This window comes from Terrabacter sp. 2TAF16, assembly GCF_052115065.1.
In the GTDB taxonomy this organism is placed as follows: Bacteria; Actinomycetota; Actinomycetes; order Actinomycetales; family Dermatophilaceae; genus Terrabacter.
In genome coordinates this window covers 25,664-46,211 of the sequence record NZ_JBFRFZ010000005.1, presented here as the reverse complement: position 1 = coordinate 46,211, position 20,548 = coordinate 25,664, and the positions used below count along the sequence as shown (strand labels likewise).

The window sequence follows — 20,548 nt, the reverse complement described above, 5'->3', positions numbered from 1 at the left end:
CGATGTGGCCTACCCGTTCGTCGGGGAGTGCGGCATCCGGCACCCCCAGCCACGACGTCCCTGCCTGCGACCTCGCTGACGCGACGAGCCTCACCCGCTCCCATCGTCGAGCCGCCCCCGGGATGACCCGGACGGGCGGCTCTTCTCGTGCCGCCCGTCGACCTGACGACCCACGACGACCCCGACGACACCACGGAGAGGAGGACCGACCATGACCCAGGTCGAGGTGTGGAACGCCGACGAGACGCTGCTGCACCGCGTCTCGGTGCGGCACGCCGTGCGGATGATCTGGCGTGGCGTCGCGACCCCCGTCGAGGTCCACGCGACAGAGCGTTTCGGCCCCTACCAGGTGCCGGTCGTCGTACGGCTGTTGCGCTACGTCGAGCAGAAGTGGCTCTACTCGCGCACCCGGGCCGCCTACTCGCGTGAGGGTGTGCTGCTTCGCGACCGGCACCAGTGCGCCTACTGCGGCCGCTTCACGGCCACGACCATGGACCACGTCCTGCCGCGATCGCGCGGCGGTGCGACGTCGTGGACCAACGCGGTGGCGGCCTGCGAGCCGTGCAACCTCCGCAAGGGTGACCGCACCCCGGACGAGGCGCGGATGCCGTTGCGCTGGGAGCCCTACGTCCCGACCCGGGTGCAGCTGCACTTCGCCCGGACGACCACATCGACCGCGACGCACGTCACCGAGCTCGGGAAGGAGCCCGCCAGATGACGAGGAACCGTACGACCCTTCGCACCCAGTCCCTCGGACAGGTCGGTCTCCGCCCGGCTACCCGGGGCGGCCAGGCGCTCGACGCGTGGATCTTCCGCGCAGCGTCGGAGCATCCCTTCGAGCTGGGCGGCGCCCTGCCGCTCTGCGCGGCGGAGGATCCGGACCTCTTCTGGCCGGCCACCGAGGCCGAGGCCGATCAGGCCAGGACGGTGTGCCGGGCGTGCCCGCTCGCCGAGGCCTGCCTGGCCGTGGCGCAGCAGCGCCTCGAGTGGGGCGTCTGGGGCGGGCAGCTGCTCGCCAAGGGGCGCCCGACGACCGAGCTCCCCGGCAACGTGCGCCCGTCGGCGCACGACACGGCGCGCAGCGCCTGACACCGAGGACGTATGCCGGGTGGCGCGCTCGCGACGGACGCCGCCACCCGGCATACGCCCTCACCCGACTGACCACCCCACGGGTTACACGAGACCGGGCGACCGCCCGGCACCACGAGAGGATGACGACCATGACCACCTTCCCTGTCGCGCTCCCGGGCGCGCAGGCATCCACCCTGATGTGGGCCGACCCCGCTCAGGTCGAGCCCGCGGCCCTCGAGCAGCTGCGCACCATCAGCCGTCTGCCGTGGGTCCACGGCCTGCGCGTCATGCCCGACGTCCACCTCGGCAAGGGCGCCACGGTCGGCTCGGTCATCGCCATGCGCGACGCCGTCTCCCCGGCTGCGGTCGGCGTCGACATCGGCTGCGGCATGACCGGGGTGCGCACGAACCTCACCGCTGCAGACCTTCCGGACGACCTCGGCCCGCTGCGGTCGGCCATCGAGGCCGTTCTCCCCGTCGGCTGGCACGCGCACGACGGCGCGGCCCCGGTGCTCTCGCGCGACGCGGGCCTCGCGAGGCGGTTCGACGGGCTGATGGGCCGCTTCGTCCAGCTCCGGGCCCCGCGGGTCGCTGACCGTGCTGGTCGGGCTGCGGCGCAGTGCGGTTCGCTGGGATCGGGCAATCACTTCTGGGAGCTGTGCGAGGGCGACGACGGGCACCTGTGGCTCATGCTGCACTCGGGGTCGCGCAACATCGGAAAGGAGCTCGCGGAGCGGCACATCGCCACGGCCAAGACGCTCGAGCACAACCTCGGGCTGCCCGACCGTGACCTTGCGGTGTTCCTCTCCGACACGGACGAGATGACGGCATACCTCCACGACCTCTACTGGGCCCAGGAGTACGCCCTGCTCAACCGTGAGGTGATGATGGCGACGACGCGCGAGGTCGTGGCGAGGCACTTCCCGCACGTCGTGTTCGACGAGCCGGTGCGCTGCCACCACAACTACGTCTCGGAGGAGACGTATGACGGGGTGGACGTCGTCGTGACCCGCAAGGGCGCGATCCGAGCCGGAGCGGGCGACCTGGGGCTGATCCCGGGATCCATGGGCACCGGGTCATACGTCGTGCGCGGGCTCGGCAACACGGCGTCCTTCAACTCGGCGAGCCACGGGGCGGGCCGCCGGATGTCGCGCAACGCCGCGAAGCGGCAGTTCACCGTCGAGGACCTCCGGGCCGAGACGGCTGGGGTGGAGTGCCGTAAGGACGCTGGGGTCATCGACGAGATCCCTTCTGCCTACAAGGATCTCGAGTCAGTCATCGCGGCACAGGCGACCGGGCCGAGCCCTCTCGTGGAGGTCGTCGCGAGGCTGAACACCCTGCTCTGCGTCAAGGGCTGACACGCGGACGCGCGGGCGCCGGAACCCGGAGTGCCCACCCGACGAGCACGTCGGGTGGGCACTCCGTGAGGCAGGTGCGTCAGATGCTGCGGATCGCCAGGGCGACGTTGTGGCCGCCGAAGCCGAACGAGTTGTTCAGGGCGGCGATGTCGCCGTCGGGCAGCTTCTGGTGCTCACCCGTGACGACGTTGAGGGGGATCTCGGGGTCCTGGTCGTCGAGGTTGATCGTCGCCGGCACGAGGCGGTGGTAGATCGACTGGATCGTGATGACCGCCTCGAGCGCACCCGCCGCGCCGAGCAGGTGCCCGGTCATCGACTTCGTGGCCGTCACCGACATGTTCTCGGTGTGGTCGCCGAAAGCCCGCTTGATGGCGTTGTACTCGGCCACGTCACCGACGGGGGTGGAGGTGGCGTGCGCGTTGATGTGGATGATGTCGGTCGGTGACAGGTCGGCCCGCTCGACCGCAAACAGCATCGCCCGTGCCGCACCGGAGCCGTTGGGCTCGGGGGCGGTGATGTGGTGGGCGTCGGCGGACATGCCGACGCTCGCGAGCTCGGCGTAGATGCGGGCGCCGCGGGCGCGGGCGTGCTCCTCCGACTCGAGGACGATGACGGCGGCGCCCTCACCGAGGACGAAGCCGTCACGGCCGGTGTCGTAGGGACGCGAGGCTCCGGCCGGGTCGTCGTTGCGCGTCGAGAGTGCCTGCATCGCGGCGAACCCCGAGATGGGCAGCGGGTGGACGGCGGCTTCCGTGCCGCCGGCGACGACGACGTCGGCGCGGCCGGTGCGGATCATGTCGATGGCGTAGCCCATGCTCTCGGCGCCGGACGCGCACGCGCTGACCGTCGTGTGGGCCCCGGCGCGGGCGCCGAGGTCGAGCGACACGGCTGCGGCAGGCCCGTTGGGCATGAGCATCGGGACCGCGAGCGGGTAGACGCGGCGCGGGCCCTTCTCCTTGAGCACGTCCCACTGGTCGAGGAGGGTCCACACGCCGCCGATGCCGGAGCCGATCGCGGCTCCGAGTCGCTCGGGGTCGACCTCAGGGGCGCCGGCGTCGGCCCACGCCTCACGTGCGGCGATGAGGGCGTACTGGCTCGACGGGTCGAGACGGCGCGTCTCGACCTTGGCGAGCACGTCGATCGGCTGGGTCGCTATCGTCGCGGCGAACGTGACGGGGAGCTCGTACTTGGCGACCCAGTCGAAGTCCATCGTACGGGCGCCGGACCGGCCGGCGAGCAGGGCCTCCCACGTCTCCGTGGCGGTACCGCCCAGGGGCGTGGTGGCTCCGAGACCGGTGACCACGACGCGTCGGTCGCGATTGGACGTCATGGTGACGTGCTCCTCTGAGTCGAGTGGGGTGGGGTGGTGCGAGTGGTGCTGGGTCTGACGAGGCTGCTGTGGTGCTGCGTGGGTGGCGAGAGCCGCCGGTGCGGCTCGGCCGGCGCCCGGTGGTGCCGGGCGCCGACCGGGTGCATCAGGACTGCGCGCCGGCGATGAAGGTGACGGCGTCGCGGACGGTCTTGAGGTTCTTGACCTCGCTGTCCGGGATGCGCACGCCGAACTTCTCCTCGGCGTTGACGACGATCGTCATCATCGAGAGGGAGTCGATGTCGAGGTCCTCGGTGAAGGACTTGTCCATCTCGACGGACGCGGTGTCGAGGCCGGTCTCCTCGTTGACGATCTCGGCAAGACCCTCGAGGATCTCCTGCTCGGACTGAGCCATCTGTCTGCTCCTTGTTCGTGTTGGCGGTTCGTGCTTGCGGTGGTGCTCGGGGCTGTCATCCGTGGTGGATGGCAATCCGTGGCCCGAATGACCCGTCGGGACCGGCGGGAGTGCTGTGACTGCCCGTGCTGGGAGTGCTCAGGGCAGCACGACGACCTGCGCGGCATACACCAGACCGGCACCGAAGCCGATCTGGAGCGCGAGGCCGCCGCTGGGGATCTCCTTCTCGGCGAGCATGCGGGTCATCGCGAGCGGCACCGAGGCGGCGGACGTGTTGGCCGTGGTGACGATGTCGCGGGCCACGGGGATGTCGGCCGGCAGCTTGAGCTGCTTGACCATGGCGTCGATGATGCGGATGTTCGCCTGGTGCGGGATGAAGGCGTCGAGGTCGTCGGCCTTGATGCCCGCCTTGTCGATGGCCTGCTGCGCCACCGGGGCCATGCCCCAGACGGCCCAGCGGAAGACGGTCTGACCGGCCATGCCGATCGCGGGCCAGACGTTCTTGTCGGCCTGCGCGGACTGCCACGACTCGCGGACGTCGGTCCAGGCCTGCCTCTGGGTGATGGCGTCACGCTGGGTGCCGTCGGAGCCCCAGACCGTCGGGCCGATGCCAGGGGTGTCGCTCGGGCCGATGACGCACGCGCCGGCGCCGTCGCCGAAGATGAACGCGCTCCCGCGGTCGTAGGGGTCGGTGAAGTCGCTGAGCTTCTCGACGCCGACGACGAGGACGTAGTCGGCCGAGCCGCCCTTGACCATGTCGCTCGCCAGCGCGACCCCGTAGCAGTAGCCGGCGCACGCGGCCGAGATGTCGAGGGCCGGGGCCGTCGAGCCGAGCCGAGAGGCGAGCTCGGGCGCCGCGGCCGGCGTCTGGTAGGGGTGCGTGACGGTGGCCACGAGGACGAAGCCGATCTGCTCCGGCGTGACGCCGGCGTGCTCGAGGGCCTGGCGGGAGGCGGCCTCGGCCATGTCGATGACGCTCTCGTCGGCGGCGGCGTAGTGGCGGCTGATGATGCCGGACCGCTCCCGGATCCACTCGTCGCTCGAGTCGATCTTGTCGACGATCTCGGAGTTCATGACGACGCGGGCGGGGCGGTAGGCGCCCACACCCAGGATCCGCGAGTGGCGCGCGGCGCCGGTGTCGACGAGGGTGCCGGTGCCCTTGGGCGTCGGCGCGGTGGCGCTGGTGGATGTCACGTGAGGCCTTCTCGAGGGTGAGGGTTCAGGTGGGTCGTGGTGCGGCGCGGGGGAGGTCCTGGTGAGGCGGGGTCGCCGCCGGACGGGGACCTCTCCACGAGCGTGCCCCTGTCGGGGTCGGTGCGCCAGTCATGGGACGTCGGTGTCGTCAGGTGGACGCGTGAGCGGCGACGAGGGTACGCGCCGCCTCGAGGTCGTCGGGCGTCTTGACGGCCAAGGTCTCCACTCCGGGCATGGCCCTCTTGGCGAGACCGACGAGGGTGCCAGCCGGAGCGAGCTCGAGCAGGCCCGTGACGCTGAGCGCGAGCATCGTCTCCATGCAGCGGTCCCAGCGCACGGGGTTGCTGACCTGGTGCACGAGCCGGTCGAGGGCGTCGGGTCCGTCGGCCACGGTGGCGCCGTCGGCGTTCGACAGCAGGCGGACGGTCGGCGCCGACGGCGTCACGTCAGCCGCGGCGGCGGTCAGCGCGTCGACGGCAGGGGACATGTGGTGGGTGTGGAACGCCCCGGCGACCTGGAGCGGGATGACCCGAGCCTTGGCCGGCGCCGCCGCGCGGAGCGCCTCGACCTGCTCGAGGGTGCCCGCGGCGACGACCTGGCCGGCGCCGTTGATGTTGGCCGGCGTCAGTCCGTGGGTCTCGAGGGCCGCGAGGACCTCCTCGGGGTCGCCGCCGAGCACGGCCGCCATGCCGGTCGGGGTGACCGCGCTGGCCTCGGCCATGGCGCGGCCGCGGGTCGCGACGAGGGCGATCGCCTGGTCGTCGGTGATGACGCCCGCGAGGGCGGTCGCGGTGAGCTCGCCGACGGAGTGTCCGGCCAGGACGGCGCCCGTGGCGGCGAGCTCGGCGCGTGAGGGGAAGAGCGCGGAGGCCGTCACGAGGCCGGCCGCGACGATGAGCGGCTGCGCGACGGCGGTGTCCTTGATCGTCTCGGCGTCGGACTCGGTGCCGTGGGCCACGAGGTCGTGCCCGGCGGCGCGGCCGAGGGAGGACAGCTGCTCGCGCACGCCGTCGAGCTCGAGCCACGGGGCGAGGAAACCGGGAGTCTGGGAGCCCTGTCCAGGGCAGACGATCGCTAGCACGTGCTCAACCTTTCCCGGTTACCGGTGAGGACCTCGCCACCGAATGTCACGAAGTCGTCGGGGATAGTTTGGAGGTTTCCTCCAAGGGAGAACGATCGGTCGTGCGCGGCCGGAGCCGGGGCACCCGCGAGGCCGTGGCCGCGACTCCGTCGCCCGCGCTGCCCGCAGCACCGACGACGGCCGACCCGGCCGACCCGGCGGATCCGGCTGCGCCAGTGGCCGGGGTCGTCGTGAGGCGCCCGAGGGCGAGGGCGATGCGCACCGCCCAGCCCTCGCGCGGAGTCGTGAGGTCGTAGCCCGTGACGTCGGAGATGCGCCCCAGTCGGTAGCGCACGGTGTTGGGGTGCACGAAGAGGACCCGCGCCGTCGCCTCGAGCGACCCACCGTGCTCGAGGTAGGCGGTCGCCGTCTGGAGGAGTGGTGCGTGACCGGCCGCGGACAGCGGTCGGTGGATGCGGTCGACGAGGATGCGGCGGGCCGGGGGGTCGCCGGCGAGGGCTCGTTCGGGCAGCACGGCGTCCGACTCGAGCACGCGCGGCGCATCGGGCCAGGCGGGCGCGGCCGCGAGCCCGCTCAGGGCGGCGCGTGCCGAGCGTCCGGCCGCGAAGAGGTGCGGGACGGTCGGCCCGAGCACGATCGGTCCGGGCCCGAAGCAGTCCGCGACGGCCTCGACGATCCGAGGCGCCTCACGGGTGCCGCCGAGGATCGCGATGAGCCGCGAGCGCTGGACGATGGCGAGCGCCTCGACCCCGTGCTGCCGGACCGCCCGGCGCAGGTCGTCGACGGCCGGTACCGCTCCGCCGCTCGCGGTGGGGGTGCTGCCGACGACGAACGTCACGTCTGCGAGCTCCCCCCACCCGAGCGCGCTGGCCCGCGACTGCATGGAGTCGTCGGCCTCGCCGCGCAGGACGGCGTCGACGACGAGCGCCTCGAGCCGGGCGTCCCACGCACCACGGGCCTCCGCCGCGCCGGCGTAGACCTCCGCGGCGGCGAAGGCGATCTCGCGGGAGAAGCGCAGCACCGACTCGCGCAGCAGCTGCTCGTCGCCGGGGGCGGCCAAGCCCTCGACCCGCGACTCGACGACGTCGACGACGGTCCGCACGAGGTCGAGCGTCTGGCGCAGGCTGACCGATCGGGTCAGCTCCTGCGGCGCGTTCGCGAAGATCGAGATGGCGGACGGTGGGTGGCTCTCCTCCTGGTGGAACCACGCGATGAACTGCGAGATGCCGGCCTGGGCGACGAGCCCGACCTGCGAGCGCTCCTCGGCCGAGAGGTCGCGGTACCACCGCAGGTGCTCCTCCATGCGCTGGGCAGCGAGCGTCGAGAGCTCGCCGGCGCTGCGCTCGACGGCGCGCGACGTCGCCTCGCTCGGGTGCTGCCGCGGTCCGCTCACGGGCCCAGCCTAGGTGTCCGGCTGCCCCGACTTTGTATGCCGCTCACAAACGCTCCTGCGCACCTGACGGTCGCGGCCGGTGGTGCGTCGCCGGCGGGCGCGGGTCAGCGGGCCGACAGGACGGCGGTGTGGCCGGCATACGTCCGCGGACCCTCGAAGTGGGGGAGAGAGGCCGCGAGGTCGGGGGAGAAGGTAGCGAGGTAGGCGCTCGCGGCCGCGTGGTCGGCGAACGTCGCGCGGGTCTCGAGGTCGCGCTGGACGACGTGTTCGAAGTGTCGACCGAGCACCTCGGCGGCGTTCTCCGACATGAACTGGGTGACGAGCGCGTCACCGCCCGCCTCGAGAAGCAGCCCGGCGAGGTGCTCGCGGCCGTTGGTCGCGACGTAGAGCGTGCCCCCGTCGCGCAGGACGCGGCGCACCTCGCGGAGGGTGCCGTCGAGGTCGGGCACGTGGTAGAGCATCCAGGCCGCGACGGCGGCGTCGCACGAGCCGTCACCGAAGGGCAGGGCGTCGGAGGACGCCACCTCCGCGGTCACGCCCAAGGCTCGGGTCGCCTCGACCATCGCGGGGGAGAGATCGGTCGCGACGTAGTCGACGTCAGGGGCCTCGGCGAGGACGGAGCGAGCGAATGCTCCGGTGCCGCAGCCGATCTCGATCACACGCCTTGGCTGGGACGAGACGACGAGCGTCCGCAGCACGTCCACCGGGGACACGCCCTCGGGGCCCGGGCCCCACACGTCACGCCGCGTGCGGAGGTTGTCCGTGGAGGCGTACTGGCGGGCGACGTGGTCGCTCGCGGTGAGATGGGTGGTCGAGTCCATGACCGGCCACCCTAGCGGCGGCCACGGGGAGACCCCATGACCGCCGACGGGTGCGTCGGTCAGCTCGCGACGGCTGACGCGAGGTTGCCGAGGCTGTCCTCGAGCTGGCTCTTCGCGACGAGCGGGAAGCTGACCTTGGACAGGATCTCCTTGTCGGTGACGTGGCTCCAGTCGTAGGTCAGCGTCACGAGGGTGGCGTTCGGGCCCTCCGGCGACAGCTCCCACATCCACTCCCACCCGGGCGGCGGGGTGTCGGCCGGCGCCGTCTTCCACGCGAGCAGGGAGTTGTGCGAGTAGCCCGAGACCGTGTTGTCGGTTTGGTACTCGCCACCCATGTGGTCACCGGCCATGTTCATCCGGAACACGTCGCCGACGTGCTGGATGCGCTCGGCCTTCTCGTCGGACCGCACGAAGCCGGACCCGTCGAGCTGGGGGTGGCGCTTCGGGTTGCTGAGCACGTCGAAGATCTCGGCAGCCGGGGCGTCGATGGTGCGCTGGACGGTGATTCTTCCGTTGTCGCTCATACAGGGCCCCTACCCGATCCGAGTGCTCGCAGGACCGCCTCCTCATCGGATCGAGGTGATCCCGGCAGCCAGCCGGCCACCGGGATCACCTCGAACGACGGTGTACGGGACCCTCAGTCGGTGCCGAACTCCATGGCGGCGCGGTCGAGCGCGTCGTCCTCGTTGTCGACGCCCACGGCGGCCGGGTTGGCCGAGATCGCGGCCGCGCCACCCGGCGTCAGCTCGCCCACGAGCTCGCGGGCATCGGCGCCGAGAAGGCCCTGGGCGGCATACAGCTCGAGCTTGGCGCGGGAGTCGGCGATGTCGAGGTTGCGCATCGTCAGCTGGCCGATGCGGTCGACGGGACCGAAGGCGGCGTCCTCGGTGCGCTCCATCGAGAGCTTCTCGGGGTGGTAGCTGAAGGCCGGCCCGGCGGTGCCCACGATCGACCAGTCGTCACCTCGGCGGAGGCGGATCGTGACCTCACCCGTGACGGCCGAGGCGATCCAGCGCTGGATGGACTCACGAACCATGAGCGCCTGCGGGTCGAGCCAGCGGCCTTCGTAGAGAAGGCGGCCCAGCTTGCGGCCCTCTGCGTGGTAGTTGGCGATCGTGTCCTCGTTGTGGATCGCCGCGACGAGGCGCTCGTAGGTGATGTGGATCAGCGCCATGGCGGGGGCCTCGTAGATGCCGCGCGACTTCGCCTCGATGATGCGGTTCTCGATCTGGTCGCTCATGCCGAGGCCGTGGCGGCCGCCGATGCGGTTGGCCGCGTCGACGAGGGCGACGGGGTCGGCATACTCCGTGCCGTTGACGGCGACGGGGCGACCGCGCTCCCAGCGCACCGTGACGTCCTCGGTCTCGATGGCGACCGACGGGTCCCAGAACTTGACGCCCATGATCGGCTCGACGACCTCGATCGACTCGTCGAGGAACTCGAGGGTCTTCGCCTCGTGCGTCGCGCCCCAGATGTTCGCGTCGGTGGAGTACGCCTTCTCGGCGGACGCCCGGTAGGGCAGCTCGCGTGCGGTCAGCCACTCGGACATCTCGTGCCGGCCGCCGAGCTCGGTGACGAAGTCGGCGTCGAGCCACGGCTTGTAGATGCGCAGGCTGGGGTTGGCCATGAGGCCGTAGCGGTAGAACCGCTCGATGTCGTTGCCCTTGAAGGTCGACCCGTCGCCCCAGATCGAGACGCCGTCGTCCTGCATGGCGCGGACGAGCAGGGTGCCGGTGACGACGCGGCCGAGCGGAGTCGTGTTGAAGTACGTCTTGCCGCCGCTGCGGATGTGGAAGGCGCCGCACGCGATGGCGGACAGCCCCTCCTCCACGAGCGCGGTCTTGCAGTCGACGAGACGGCTGATCTCGGCGCCGTACTGGCCGGCGCGGCCGGGGACGGAGTCGATGTCGGGCTCGTCGTACTGCCCGAGGTCGGCCGTGTAGGTGCACGGGACCGCGCCCTTCTCACGCATCCAGGCAACAGCCACAGAGGTGTCGAGGCCGCCGGAGAAGGCGATGCCGACACGTTCACCGACGGGGAGCGAGGTCAGGACCTTGGACATGGATGTAAGTATATGCACAGCAGCGCATACCTATCCAATCGCGTCGGGGTCGCCGCGGGCCTCGCGTAGGCCGGGCGGCGGGCTCCCGCTCAGCAGCGCCGGTCGCGCTCAGCGGGGGTGGAGGACTGCGGCGCTGGTGAGCCGTCCACATCCTCCTGGGACCGGCCCACGTCGTCCACAACCCGTCGGGGGACCGTCGCCCTGGGTGCGCGCTCAATGGACGCTCGAGCGCATGGACCTCCACCTCATCGCGCGTGACGGCGTCTTCTCGACCTCGGACGCGGCCCGCCTCGGACTGGACCGCAACGCGCTGGCCCGCCTCGTCCGTCAGGGGCGCTGCCTGCGCCTCACGACCGGTTGGTATGCCGTCGTCGACGGAGACCCGCCGGCCCGTGAAGCACTGCACCGGCTCACTGCCGTTGCCGTCGGGAGGGCGCTGCGCGGACGCGCCGCCCTGAGTCACCACTCATGTCTCGTCGTGGCAGGGCTTCCGACGTTCGCGGCCGATCTCACGACCGTGCACCTCACCTCGCTCGTCGAGACGCGAGGTGGCGTGTCGGTCACCCGACGCGGCGTCACCGTGCACCGGCGCGTCGGCAACCTCCGTATACCTGCACCGGACCTGCTCGCACCGGACCGGCCGCGGCTCGTACCGACGGCGTGGGCAGCCGTCCAAGCCGGCATGACAGCCGGGCCCGAGGCGTTCATGGTGTCGGCTGACGGCGCTCTGCACGCGGGGGCGGCCACCCCGGATGCGCTGTCCCGCGCGGTTGAGGTCTTCGCGACCCACACCGGCATCGGCCCGGTCCGAGCTGCGCTGCCCCTCGCGGATGCGCGGCACGAGTCGCCGGGTGAGTCGCGCGCTGCCTTCCTGCTGGCGGCTCTGGGTCACTCGGTGGAACCGCAAGTCGAGGTCGTGGCTGAGGGCCGGCGTTACCGCGCGGACTTCCGGATCGTCGGCACACGGGTGCTCGTCGAGTTCGACGGTGCGGTCAAGTACGAGGACCGCCGCGCACTGTTCGAGGAGAAGCAGCGCGAGGATGCCCTGAGGCGGGCCGGTTGGGTCGTGGTCCGGGTGGTCTGGAGCGACCTGGACGACCCGAGGCGGGTCGCGCGGCGGTTGGCGGCAGCCCTGGCCCTGGCCGCGTGACGGGTCGGCGCTCAGCGGCCGCATTCGGGCTCAGCGACGCCGGAGGCCTGCGGTGCCAGTGAGAGCGACCCGCGCGGGTGAGAGCGACCGGTGTCGCTGGGGTGGGGGCGGGTGGCCGGTATGTCGTGCGGCCCGGCCCCTGGGCAGGGACCGGGCCACACGGCATACGTCAGCGGGGGAGCGTCAGCTCTCGCCACCCGCGTTGCCGGAGGTGCCGGCGGTGACGTCGTCGAGCTGGTACTTCTCGGCGGCGCGACGGGGGACGTCGGCGTCGACCTTGCCCTCCTTGGCGAGCAGCTGCAGCGTCCGCACGGCGACCGACGGGCCGTCGATGTGGAAGAAGCGGCGGGCCGCGGCGCGGGTGTCGGAGAAGCCGAAGCCGTCGGCGCCGAGCGTGGCGTACGTGCCCGGGACCCACTCGCGGATCTGGTCCTGGACGGCCCGCATGTAGTCGGAGACGCCCACGACCGGGCCCTCGGTGCCCTCGAGGCACTGGGTGACCCACGGCTTGATCGGCGGGCCGTCCGGGGAGAGGAACTCCTGCTCGTCGGCCGCCAGGCCGTCACGACGGAGCTCGTTCCACGAGGTGACCGACCAGACGTCGGCGGCCACACCCCAGTCGTCGGCGAGCAGCTGCTGCGCCTCGAGCGCCCACGGCACACCGACGCCGGACCCGAGCAGCTGCGCCCGCGGCGCCTCGTGCGTCCAGCCCTCGGTGTCGGCGACCGAGATGCGGTGCATGCCGCGCAGGATGCCCTCGACGTCGACGGCCTCGGGCTCCTTCGGCTGCTGGATCGGCTCGTTGTAGACCGTGAGGTAGTAGATGACGTTCGACTCCTCGGGCGTGTTGCCCTCGCCGTACATCCGCTTGAGGCCGGCCTGCATGATGTGCGCGATCTCGTAGGCGTAGGCCGGGTCGTAGTGCACGACGGCCGGGTTGGTCGCGGCCAGGAGCGGGCTGTGGCCGTCGGCGTGCTGGAGGCCCTCACCCGTCAGGGTGGTGCGGCCGGCCGTCGCGCCGATGAGGAAGCCGCGCGTCATCTGGTCGGCTGCTGCCCAGATCGAGTCACCCGTGCGCTGGAAGCCGAACATCGAGTAGAAGACGTAGATCGGGATCATCGGCTTGCCGTGCGTCGCGTAGGACGTGCCGGCCGCCGTGAACGCGGCGAGCGAGCCCGCCTCGTTGATGCCGAGGTGCAGGATCTGGCCGCTGACATTCTCGCGGTAGGCGAGCATCAGCTCGGCGTCGACCGGCGTGTAGTTCTGCCCGTTGGGGTTGTAGATCTTGATCGTCGGGAAGAACGCGTCCATGCCGAACGTGCGCGCCTCGTCGGGGATGATCGGCACGATGCGCGGGCCGAACTCCTTGTCGCGCAACAGGTCCTTGAGCAGGCGGACGAACGCCATCGTCGTGGCGACCTCCTGCTTGCCCGAGCCCTTCTTGACCTGGGCGTACGCCTCGTCGCCGGGCAGCTTGACCGGCTCGACGTCGACGCGCCGGCTCGGCAGCGTGCCCCCGAGCTTCTGGCGACGGTCGATCGAGTACTTGATGACCTCGCTGTCGGCACCCGGGTGGTAGTACGGCGGCTGGTAGGGGTTGGCCTCGAGCTGCTCGTCGGTGATCGGGATGCGGAGGCTGTCGCGGAAGGCCTTGAGGTCGTCCAGCGTCATCTTCTTCATCTGGTGCGTGGCGTTGCGGCCGGCGAAGTGCGAACCGAGGCCGTAGCCCTTGATCGTCTTGGCGAGGATGACCGTCGGCTGGCCGGTGTGCTGGCGCGCCGCCTGGTAGGCCGCGAAGACCTTGCGGTAGTCGTGGCCGCCGCGCTTGAGGTCCCACCACACCTGGTCGTCGGACCAGTCCTCGACCATCTTGGCCGTGCGCGGGTCGCGACCGAAGAAGTGGTCACGGACGTACTTGCCGTCGTTGGCGCGGAAGGTCTGGTAGTCGCCGTCGCTCGTCTGGTTCATGATGTGCACGAGCGCGCCGTCGCGGTCGGCGGCGAGCAGCGGGTCCCACCCGCGGCCCCAGACGACCTTGATGACGTTCCAGCCGGCGCCGCGGAAGAACGCCTCGAGCTCCTGGATGATCTTGCCGTTGCCGCGGACCGGTCCGTCGAGGCGCTGCAGGTTGCAGTTGATGACGAAGTTGAGGTTGTCGAGCTCCTCGTTGGCCGCGAGCTGGAGCAGGCCACGCGACTCGGGCTCGTCCATCTCGCCGTCACCGAGGAAGGCCCAGACGTCCTGCTGGCTGGTGTCCTTGATGCCGCGGTTGTGTAGGTACTTGTTGAACTGCGCCTGGTAGATCGCGTTCATCGGGCCGATGCCCATCGACACCGTCGGGAACTCCCAGTAGTTGGGGAGCAGCCGCGGGTGCGGGTAGGACGGGACGGCCTCGACGGTGCCGTCGACACGGTGGCTCTTCTCCTGGCGGAAGCCGTCGAGCTGAGCCTCGGTGAGGTGGCCCTCGAGGAAGCTGCGGGCGTACATGCCGGGGGAGGCGTGGCCCTGGAAGTAGATCTGGTCGCCGCCGCCGGGGTGGTCCTTGCCGCGGAAGAAGTGGTTCATGCCCACCTCGTAGAGCGTCGCGGCGGACGCGTACGTCGAGATGTGCCCGCCGACGCCGATGCCGGGGCGCTGGGCGCGGTGCACCATGATCGCGGCGTTCCAGCGGATGTAGCGGCGCATCTCGCGCTCGACGTCCTCGTCGCCGGGGAACCACGGCTCGCGCTCCGGCGGGATCGTGTTGATGTAGTCGGTCGCCGTCAGGGAGGGGACGCCGACCTGCTGCTGGCGCGCGCGCTCGATGAGCTTGAGCATGATGTAGCGCGCCCGCGTCCGGCCCTTCTCGTCGAGGACGGCGTCGAGCGAGTCGATCCACTCCTGCGTCTCGTCCGGGTCGATGTCCGGGAGCTGACTGGGGATGCCGTTGAGGATCGGTCCGGCCTCGGATGCCACGTCGTGGGTCCTTTCTCGTCGCGAGGCGGCGCCCGCGGCCGGTCGGCCACGGCGCTGCACCCACCCATCCTCTACCAAACCGTGGTGGCCGTCACACTCGGGTCCAGCCCCGGGACGGCCACTGCGGCGTCTCCGCCGTCCCACCCGCTGGTATGCCGTGTGCTCCCTCTGGCGCGGCGTGCGCGTTGCGCACCCACCGGGTCGGGCTTGCGCGATAGCGTCGGAGTCAGTGCACTGATCTCGTGGCACCCACGCCATGACACGACGCGCCAACGATCGAGAGGACCGGTGACAGTGAGCGAGACCGCGGGAGCGGCGTCCTTGAGCAAGCTCGGATTTGCCAAGGGGCAGATCGTCCAGGAGTTCGGCTATGACGACGACGTCGACGACGACCTGCGGTTCGAGCTCGAGGACGCCATCGGGACCGAGCTCGAGGACGAGGACTTCAACGACGGCGCGGACGGGGTGCTGCTCTGGTACCGCGACGGCGACGACGACCTCGTCGACCTCATGGTCGACGGGCTGACGAAGCTCTTCGACCAGGGCTTCATCGTGCTGCTGACGCCGAAGGCCGGACGGCCGGGCCACGTCGACGCGAGCGAGGTCGAGGAGGCCGCGTCCACGGCGGGCCTCACGACCGGTGGGCAGGTCAACGTCGCCGCCGACTGGGCGGCCACCCGGCTCATGCCCCCGAAGGGTCCGCGCCGCTGACCCACGCCTGACCTCCGGCCCGGGACCGCCGCGACGGGCCGGGGCCCGGCCCGCTGTCGAGGGTGGCGGCGACTCCCGGGCAGTGGTGTCACACTTGCCGCCATGACGAACGCGCACCCGACCGAGTCCCCGGTCCAGGCGTCCGCCCCGCTGGGCGTCGGCGCGCTGGCGCCCGACTTCACCCTCGTCGACCAGTACGGCGTCGACGTCAGCCTGTCGGCCGTGCGCGACGTCAAGAACGCCGTCGTCGTCTTCTACCCGGCTGCGTTCTCGGGCATCTGCCGCGGCGAGCTGCGCGAGATCCGCGACGGGCTCGAGGACTTCCAGGACGACGACATCCAGGTCTTCGCCATCTCGTGCGACTCGATGTACACACTGCGCGCGTGGGCCGACGCCGAGGGGCACTTCTTCCCGCTCCTGTCCGACTTCTGGCCACACGGCGAGGTGGCGCGGCGCTACGGGATCCTGAACGACGAGGACGGCTTCGCGCTGCGCGGCACCTTCCTCGTCGACCGCACGGGACACATCGTCTGGACCGAGGTCCGCGGCATCGGTCAGGGACGCGACTTCGTGGCCTACCGCGAGGCGCTCGCGACGCTCCGCGCGGCTGCGCGCGATGCCGTAGGCTGACCGCCGCCTGCCGGTGAGCCCCGCGTGTCACCTGTCGGCGCGTGAGGGCCTGTAGCTCAGTTGGTAGAGCACCGCGTTTACACCGCGGGTGTCGTCGGTTCGAGCCCGGCCGGGCCCACGTGGACGACCTCGCCCCGACCCTCAGCCTCCGTGACGTCGTCGCGGCGCTCGAGTCGCTCTACCCCCTCGAGAGCGCGGCCGACTGGGACCGCGTCGGCCTCGTGGTCGGCGACCTCGACCAGCCGGTACGCCGCGTCCTCTTCGCCCTCGACCCGACACTCGCGGTCATCGACGAGGCACTGGAGTGGGGCGCCGACCTGCTCGTGACCCACCACCCGCTGCTGCTGCGCGGAGTGCACTCCGTCGCGACGTCGTCGGCCAAGGGCGCCTCGGTCACGGCGCTGGTCCGCGCCGGTGTCGCGCTGTGGGTGGGTCACACGAACGCCGACGTCGCCGACCCCGGCATCTCGACGGTGCTCGCCGACGCCGTCGGCCTCGCCGACCAGCGCCCCCTGTCGACCGAGGGCGCGAACGCGATCGGTCGGGTGGGCGTGCTCGCGTCGCCCATGACGCTGGTCGAGTTCGCCGAGGTCGTTGCTGCCGCCCTGCCCGACACGGCCGGGGGGATCCGCGTCAGCGGCGACCCCGACGGGGTCGTGAGGACCGTTGCGGTGATGGGCGGCTCGGGCGACGACCGCTTCGACGAGGTGCGTGCGAGCGGCGCCGACGTCTACGTCACGGCCGACCTGCGCCACCACCCGGTGCTCGAGGCGCGCGAGGAGGCGCGGGGCGGCACGCCCTACCTCATCGATGCGGGTCACTGGGCGACGGAGTCGCTGTGGCTCGCCAGCGGCCGCGAGCGGCTGATGACGGCGCTGGAACAGGTCGCCGGAACGACTAGGGTCGAGTCCAGAGTCTCAGCCATCCGCACCGAGCCGTGGACGTTCGTCGTCGGTGCGAACGCCGCCCGGGTCGACCGGGCGGCTCCCGAAACCGGAGGTGTGTCCTGAAAGCCGACCCGTCCCGCCAGTGGCGCCTGCTCGACCTGCAGGCCATCGACACGCGTCTCGACCAGATCACCCACGCGAAGGCGACGCTGCCGCAGACCCCTGCGGTCGAGGCGGCCCGGGGCGAGCTCGCTGCGCTGGAGACGGAGATCGTCAACGCCCGCACGGCTGCCGGCGACGTGCAGCGCGAGCTGACGAAGTCCGACCAGGACGTCCAGCTCGTGCGTGACCGCGCCGCGCGCAACCAGGCGCGGCTCGACGCCGGCCAGGGCAGCGCCAAGGATCTCCAGGCGCTCCAGCACGAGCTGACGTCGCTGGCGCGCCGTCAGGCCGAGCTCGAGGACGTCGAGCTCGAGGTCATGGAGCGGTCCGAGTCGCTCAGCGCACGGGTCACCGAGCTCGAGGCCGCCCGGGTCGAGCTCGCCGCGCGCGTCGAGACCCTCGAGTCCGAGCGCACCGCTGCCCTGACGACGCTCGACGCCGAGGCCGAGAAGGTCGGCTCCGGACGAGCCGACATCGTCGCGGGTGTCGGTGACGAGCTGATCGCCCTCTACGAGAAGATCCGCGCCAGCAGCGGTGGCATGGCCGCCGCCGAGCTGCGCCACCGCCGGTGCGGCGGGTGCCGGCTCGAGCTCGGCAACGTCGACCTCTCCCGCATCCGCAACGCCCCCGAGGACGAGGTCGTGCGCTGCGAGGAGTGCCGCCGCATCATGATCCGCACGGGCGAGTCCGGTCTGTGACCGCTGCGTCTCGCGGGTCGGGACGCCGGCTCGTCATCGAGGCCGACGGCGGGTCCCGGGGCAACCCGGGGGTCGCCGGCTACGGCGCCCTCGTCCGTGACCCCGCGACCGGCCGGGTCCTCGTCGAGCTCGCCGAGCCGCTCGGCAAGGCGAGCAACAACGTCGCCGAGTACTCCGGCCTGCTCGCCGGCCTGCGCGCCGTGCTCGACCTCGAACCCGGTGCGTCGGTCCGCGTCAAGATGGACTCCAAGCTCGTCGTCGAGCAGATGTCGGGGCGGTGGAAGATCAAGCACGAGGACATGCGTCGTCTCGCGCTCGAGGCCCGGGACCTGTGCGCCGAGATCGTCGACGCCGGCGGCAGCGTCGACTTCGAGTGGATCCCGCGGGAGAAGAACAAGGACGCCGACGCCCTGAGCAACGACGCGATGGACGGCAAGAGCGTCCACCGGGTCCTCACCGCCGAGGGTGACGGCGAGACTGACTCGATGACCGATGCGGAATCGCCTGCGGCTCAGGGCATCTCCGACGTGTCCACTCCTCAGCCAGGAGTCCGCCCGCTGCGCCTCCTGCTCGTCCAGGAGCCGCACGACGCAGGCGCCGCGCCTCGCATCGTCGCGGCGGTGCGTCGCCTCGTCGGCCCCGGCACGCGGGTCGTCGGCGCCGACGACGACCTCGCGACGCGCGTGGTGGCCGACCTCGCCCTGGCGCTCGACGCCGAGGCGGACACGTCGGGGGACTGGTCCGGCCAGGCGCCCGGCGAGGGTGCCGACGAGAGGGTGCGGACGGCATACCACTCGCTCGCCGCGGCCGGCGGCACCGTCGTCGCGGTGACGAGCAGGCGAGGCGTGCTCTCGGTGCTCAGCGACGTGCTCGGCACGCCCGTCGGACGCTTCTGGGCCCTGGCCACGGCGGCCGGCAGCCTCACCGCCGTGGAGGTCTGGGAGGACGGGTCCGCGTCGGTGGCTTTCACCAATCGGACCGACCATCTCGCCTGACGGACGCTGTGCGATATTCGGGACATGAGCTATGCCGGTGACGTGACCCCCGAGCAGGCCTGGACGGTCCTGCGCGACGAGCCCGGTGCGGCGCTCGTCGACGTGCGCACGAGGGCGGAGTGGTCCTACGTCGGACTGCCCGACCTCGGCGGGATCGGCAAGGACGTCGTCCTCGTCGAGTGGCAGACCTATCCCGAGGGCACGGTCAACGAGCGGTTCACCGCCGACCTCGAGGCCGCCGGGGTGCCCAAGGACGCTCCCGTCTACTTCCTCTGCCGCTCCGGGGTGCGCTCCGTCGCCGCGGCCGAGGCGGCCACCCGCAACGGGTGGTCCCGGTCGCACAACGTCCTCGAGGGCTTCGAGGGACCGCACGACGAGCAGCGCCACCGCGCAGTCTCCGGGTGGAAGGTTGCGGGCCTGCCGTGGGTGCAGGGATGAGCGACGCGAGCCAGCAGTGGCGCCCCGACACCCTCGCCGTGCGGGGAGGCCTGTCCCGCAGTGGTTTCGAGGAGACCTCGGAGGCTCTCTACCTGACGTCCGGCTTCGTCTACGACACCGCGGAGGACGCCGAGGCGGCCTTCAAGGGTGACGTCGACCGCTTCGTCTACTCACGCTACGGCAACCCGACGGTGGCGATGTTCGAGGAGCGGCTGCGCCAGATCGAGGGCGCGGAGGCGTGCTTTGCCACCGGGTCGGGCATGTCCGCCGTCTTCGTCGCGCTCGCGGCGCTCCTCGGGCAGGGCGACCGCGTCGTCTCGTCGCGGGCCCTCTTCGGATCGTGCTTCGTCATCCTCGACGAGATCCTGCCGCGCTGGGGCGTCGAGACGGTCTTCGTCGACGGCGCCGACCTCGACCAGTGGCGCGAGGCTCTCGCCGAGCCCACGACCGCCGTCTTCTTCGAGACGCCGAGCAACCCGATGCAGGAGCTCGTCGACATCGCCGCCGTGACCGAGCTGGCCCATGCCGCCGGCGCGAAGGTCGTCGTCGACAACGTCTTCGGCACGCCGGTCTTCTCCAAGCCGCTCGACCTCGGGGCCGACATCATCGTCTACTCCGCGACGAAGCACATCGACGGCCAGGGCCGCACCCTGGGCGGCGCGGTGCTCGGGCCCAAGGAGTTCATCGACGGGCCGGTCCAGAACCTCATGCGGCACACGGGGCCGTCGATGTCGCCCTTCAACGCGTGGGTCCTCGTCAAGGGGCTCGAGACGATGTCGCTGCGCGTCGAGCGGATGGCCGACAGCGCCCTCGAAGTGGCGCGTTTCCTCGAGGCGCACCCGAGTGTCCGCCGCGTCGTGCACCCGTTCCTCGAGTCGCACCCCCAGCACGACCTGGCCAAGCGCCAGATGCTCGCCGGAGGCACCGTCGTCACCTTCGAGCTCGACGGGGGCAAGGACGAGGCGTTCGCCCTCATGAACGCCCTGCAGGTCATCGACATCTCCAACAACCTCGGTGACTCCAAGTCGCTCATCACGCACCCCGCGACGACGACGCACCGCCGCCTGACGCCCGAGGCGCGAGCCGCGGTGGGCATCACGGACGGCGTGCTGCGGGTCTCTGTCGGTCTCGAGGACGTCCGGGACCTCGTCGACGACCTCCGGCGCGCTCTCGGCTGAGTCCAGCATCGACCCACCCCGCGGTCAGCCGCACCCCGCG

At 71.5% G+C, this 20,548-nt stretch carries 20 protein-coding genes and 1 tRNA gene; 12 read left to right on the top strand and 9 right to left on the bottom strand.

Going from position 1 to position 20,548, the window contains the following annotated elements:
* Window positions 1-211 precede the first annotated feature (211 nt).
* The 3 genes from AB4Z14_RS07430 (at window position 212) to AB4Z14_RS07420 (ending at window position 2,429) form a co-directional block, all read left to right on the top strand.
* On the top strand, window positions 212-718 hold the full coding sequence (locus AB4Z14_RS07430) for an HNH endonuclease (RefSeq protein WP_442274660.1): 507 nt from the start codon (window positions 212-214) through the stop codon (window positions 716-718).
* The gene (locus tag AB4Z14_RS07425) at window positions 715-1,089 is read left to right on the top strand and encodes a WhiB family transcriptional regulator (protein WP_056780035.1); all 375 of its coding nucleotides are present in this window, start codon (window positions 715-717) and stop codon (window positions 1,087-1,089) included. The genes AB4Z14_RS07430 and AB4Z14_RS07425 overlap by 4 nt, the downstream gene beginning before the upstream one ends.
* 131 nt (window positions 1,090-1,220) lie before the next feature.
* On the top strand, window positions 1,221-2,429 hold the full coding sequence (locus AB4Z14_RS07420; RefSeq protein WP_442274659.1) for an RtcB family protein: 1,209 nt from the start codon (window positions 1,221-1,223) through the stop codon (window positions 2,427-2,429).
* Between the two features lie 79 nt (window positions 2,430-2,508).
* On the opposite strand, the gene fabF is transcribed toward AB4Z14_RS07420, so the two are convergent.
* The 8 genes from fabF to argG all read right to left on the bottom strand — a co-directional run bounded on the left by fabF (window position 2,509) and on the right by argG (window position 10,704).
* On the bottom strand, window positions 2,509-3,759 hold the full coding sequence (gene fabF, locus AB4Z14_RS07415; protein WP_442274658.1) for a beta-ketoacyl-ACP synthase II: 1,251 nt from the start codon (window positions 3,757-3,759) through the stop codon (window positions 2,509-2,511).
* A 145-nt stretch (window positions 3,760-3,904) separates the two neighbouring features.
* Entirely contained in the window at window positions 3,905-4,153 is a 249-nt protein-coding gene (locus tag AB4Z14_RS07410) for an acyl carrier protein (protein WP_020145270.1), read from the bottom strand.
* A gap of 138 nt (window positions 4,154-4,291) precedes the next feature.
* Window positions 4,292-5,347, bottom strand: coding sequence for a beta-ketoacyl-ACP synthase III (locus AB4Z14_RS07405; protein ID WP_442274657.1), 1,056 nt, complete (start codon window positions 5,345-5,347; stop codon window positions 4,292-4,294).
* A 148-nt stretch (window positions 5,348-5,495) separates the two neighbouring features.
* Window positions 5,496-6,428 (bottom strand): ACP S-malonyltransferase, encoded by a 933-nt coding sequence (locus tag AB4Z14_RS07400; RefSeq protein WP_442274656.1) that lies wholly within the window; start codon window positions 6,426-6,428, stop codon window positions 5,496-5,498.
* Window positions 6,429-6,474: 46 nt separating this feature from the next.
* Window positions 6,475-7,821, bottom strand: coding sequence for a PucR family transcriptional regulator (locus tag AB4Z14_RS07395; protein ID WP_442274655.1), 1,347 nt, complete (start codon window positions 7,819-7,821; stop codon window positions 6,475-6,477).
* A gap of 104 nt (window positions 7,822-7,925) precedes the next feature.
* Window positions 7,926-8,642: a class I SAM-dependent methyltransferase gene (locus AB4Z14_RS07390; RefSeq protein ID WP_442274654.1), complete on the bottom strand. Its 717-nt coding sequence runs from the start codon at window positions 8,640-8,642 to the stop codon at window positions 7,926-7,928.
* A gap of 59 nt (window positions 8,643-8,701) precedes the next feature.
* The gene (locus tag AB4Z14_RS07385; RefSeq protein ID WP_442274653.1) at window positions 8,702-9,166 is read right to left on the bottom strand and encodes an SRPBCC family protein; all 465 of its coding nucleotides are present in this window, start codon (window positions 9,164-9,166) and stop codon (window positions 8,702-8,704) included.
* A 113-nt stretch (window positions 9,167-9,279) separates the two neighbouring features.
* Window positions 9,280-10,704 carry an argininosuccinate synthase gene (gene argG / locus AB4Z14_RS07380; protein ID WP_442274652.1) on the bottom strand — a complete coding sequence of 475 codons (1,425 nt, stop codon included), beginning with the start codon at window positions 10,702-10,704 and terminating at the stop codon, window positions 9,280-9,282.
* 232 nt (window positions 10,705-10,936) lie between these two features.
* On the opposite strand from argG, the gene AB4Z14_RS07375 reads away from it, so the two are divergent.
* Complete coding sequence (locus tag AB4Z14_RS07375; protein ID WP_442274651.1) at window positions 10,937-11,854, top strand: type IV toxin-antitoxin system AbiEi family antitoxin domain-containing protein; 918 nt, start codon at window positions 10,937-10,939, stop codon at window positions 11,852-11,854.
* A 183-nt stretch (window positions 11,855-12,037) separates the two neighbouring features.
* On the opposite strand, the gene aceE is transcribed toward AB4Z14_RS07375, so the two are convergent.
* Window positions 12,038-14,809: a pyruvate dehydrogenase (acetyl-transferring), homodimeric type gene (aceE, locus tag AB4Z14_RS07370; protein ID WP_442274650.1), complete on the bottom strand. Its 2,772-nt coding sequence runs from the start codon at window positions 14,807-14,809 to the stop codon at window positions 12,038-12,040.
* Window positions 14,810-15,103: 294 nt separating this feature from the next.
* On the opposite strand from aceE, the gene AB4Z14_RS07365 reads away from it, so the two are divergent.
* The 8 genes from AB4Z14_RS07365 to AB4Z14_RS07330 all read left to right on the top strand — a co-directional run bounded on the left by AB4Z14_RS07365 (window position 15,104) and on the right by AB4Z14_RS07330 (window position 20,508).
* Window positions 15,104-15,520, top strand: coding sequence for a DUF3052 domain-containing protein (locus tag AB4Z14_RS07365; protein WP_056780006.1), 417 nt, complete (start codon window positions 15,104-15,106; stop codon window positions 15,518-15,520).
* Between the two features lie 102 nt (window positions 15,521-15,622).
* Window positions 15,623-16,150, top strand: coding sequence for a peroxiredoxin (locus AB4Z14_RS07360; protein ID WP_442274649.1), 528 nt, complete (start codon window positions 15,623-15,625; stop codon window positions 16,148-16,150).
* 45 nt (window positions 16,151-16,195) lie between these two features.
* Window positions 16,196-16,268 (top strand) — tRNA-Val (locus AB4Z14_RS07355).
* A gap of 1 nt (window position 16,269) precedes the next feature.
* Entirely contained in the window at window positions 16,270-17,160 is an 891-nt protein-coding gene (locus AB4Z14_RS07350; protein ID WP_442274648.1) for a Nif3-like dinuclear metal center hexameric protein, read from the top strand.
* Window positions 17,088-17,897 (top strand): zinc ribbon domain-containing protein, encoded by an 810-nt coding sequence (locus AB4Z14_RS07345; protein ID WP_082620012.1) that lies wholly within the window; start codon window positions 17,088-17,090, stop codon window positions 17,895-17,897. Before AB4Z14_RS07350 ends, AB4Z14_RS07345 begins: the two co-directional genes overlap by 73 nt.
* Window positions 17,894-18,892, top strand: coding sequence for a reverse transcriptase-like protein (locus AB4Z14_RS07340; RefSeq protein ID WP_442274647.1), 999 nt, complete (start codon window positions 17,894-17,896; stop codon window positions 18,890-18,892). The genes AB4Z14_RS07345 and AB4Z14_RS07340 overlap by 4 nt, the downstream gene beginning before the upstream one ends.
* Window positions 18,893-18,916: 24 nt before the next feature.
* Window positions 18,917-19,330, top strand: a complete 414-nt coding sequence (locus tag AB4Z14_RS07335) for a rhodanese-like domain-containing protein (protein ID WP_056824957.1) — start codon at window positions 18,917-18,919, stop codon at window positions 19,328-19,330.
* Window positions 19,327-20,508: an O-succinylhomoserine sulfhydrylase gene (locus AB4Z14_RS07330; protein WP_056824959.1), complete on the top strand. Its 1,182-nt coding sequence runs from the start codon at window positions 19,327-19,329 to the stop codon at window positions 20,506-20,508. The genes AB4Z14_RS07335 and AB4Z14_RS07330 overlap by 4 nt, the downstream gene beginning before the upstream one ends.
* The last annotated feature ends 40 nt before the right edge of the window (window positions 20,509-20,548 follow it).

Coding starts and splice junctions, on each gene's coding strand:
- AB4Z14_RS07430 (WP_442274660.1), top strand. CDS start 212: ATGACCCAGGTCGAGGTGTGGAACGCCGACGAGACGCTGCTGCACCGC.
- AB4Z14_RS07425 (WP_056780035.1), top strand. CDS start 715: ATGACGAGGAACCGTACGACCCTTCGCACCCAGTCCCTCGGACAGGTC.
- AB4Z14_RS07420 (WP_442274659.1), top strand. CDS start 1,221: ATGACCACCTTCCCTGTCGCGCTCCCGGGCGCGCAGGCATCCACCCTG.
- fabF (WP_442274658.1), bottom strand. CDS start 3,759: ATGACGTCCAATCGCGACCGACGCGTCGTGGTCACCGGTCTCGGAGCC.
- AB4Z14_RS07410 (WP_020145270.1), bottom strand. CDS start 4,153: ATGGCTCAGTCCGAGCAGGAGATCCTCGAGGGTCTTGCCGAGATCGTC.
- AB4Z14_RS07390 (WP_442274654.1), bottom strand. CDS start 8,642: ATGGACTCGACCACCCATCTCACCGCGAGCGACCACGTCGCCCGCCAG.
- AB4Z14_RS07385 (WP_442274653.1), bottom strand. CDS start 9,166: ATGAGCGACAACGGAAGAATCACCGTCCAGCGCACCATCGACGCCCCG.
- argG (WP_442274652.1), bottom strand. CDS start 10,704: ATGTCCAAGGTCCTGACCTCGCTCCCCGTCGGTGAACGTGTCGGCATC.
- AB4Z14_RS07375 (WP_442274651.1), top strand. CDS start 10,937: ATGGACCTCCACCTCATCGCGCGTGACGGCGTCTTCTCGACCTCGGAC.
- AB4Z14_RS07360 (WP_442274649.1), top strand. CDS start 15,623: ATGACGAACGCGCACCCGACCGAGTCCCCGGTCCAGGCGTCCGCCCCG.
- AB4Z14_RS07335 (WP_056824957.1), top strand. CDS start 18,917: ATGAGCTATGCCGGTGACGTGACCCCCGAGCAGGCCTGGACGGTCCTG.
- AB4Z14_RS07330 (WP_056824959.1), top strand. CDS start 19,327: ATGAGCGACGCGAGCCAGCAGTGGCGCCCCGACACCCTCGCCGTGCGG.